The following is a 612-nucleotide window of genomic DNA, read 5'->3' on the forward strand; positions in this document are numbered from 1 at the left end:
GGCTCGAAGAGCGGTACGACGAAGCCCAACGGGCGAGTTTCGAGCGGGCCTACCTGGCCGAGCAAAAGGTCTGGCAGCAGGCCATCGACCGCGAGGGCGAGCTGTACGCCCGGGAATACCAGGCCGCCCCGTTCCAGCTCGCCGCCCGGTATGACTACAGCGTGACCTCCACCCGCTCCGTAGAAGGTTTTATTCGCATGATGAGCCTGTGCCTGGTGGGCGGCCCCAGCGAAGTCATTCATCCAGACACCGCGACCCTGGGCGCGACCCAGCGGCTCTGGAAAACCCTGCTCGAAGACCGCCAGAGCCTGCTTTATCAGGCCTTGCTGGCCAAGGATCAGGCACTGTTCGACCACTTGAAGACAGCGCTGGCGGGCGATGATCTGGGCAAGCTCTACGACACCCTGAAAAGCATCATTGCCACCCACGAAGGCAAGGAGCTGATGATCGCGCCGGTCAAGCACGCCATCGGCCAGATACTGGCAGCCACCACCAACGCCAGTAATGCCCTGATGCAACAGCTGTCGGCACAGACCCAGACGCTGATCGGCCATGTGCACAGCGCGGCCTTTCTGCGCTACGCCGGCCAGCAGGTGACCCAGGTTGTGGTGT

General features: G+C 63.1%; 1 pseudogene. It reads left to right on the top strand.

The features are described 5' to 3' along the window. Window positions 1-612: pseudogene (locus MF4836_RS35455) on the top strand (T6SS effector BTH_I2691 family protein); the annotation flags it as partial.

It is taken from the genome of Pseudomonas sp. MF4836 (genome assembly GCF_002018875.1).
Classification (GTDB): Bacteria; Pseudomonadota; Gammaproteobacteria; order Pseudomonadales; family Pseudomonadaceae; genus Aquipseudomonas.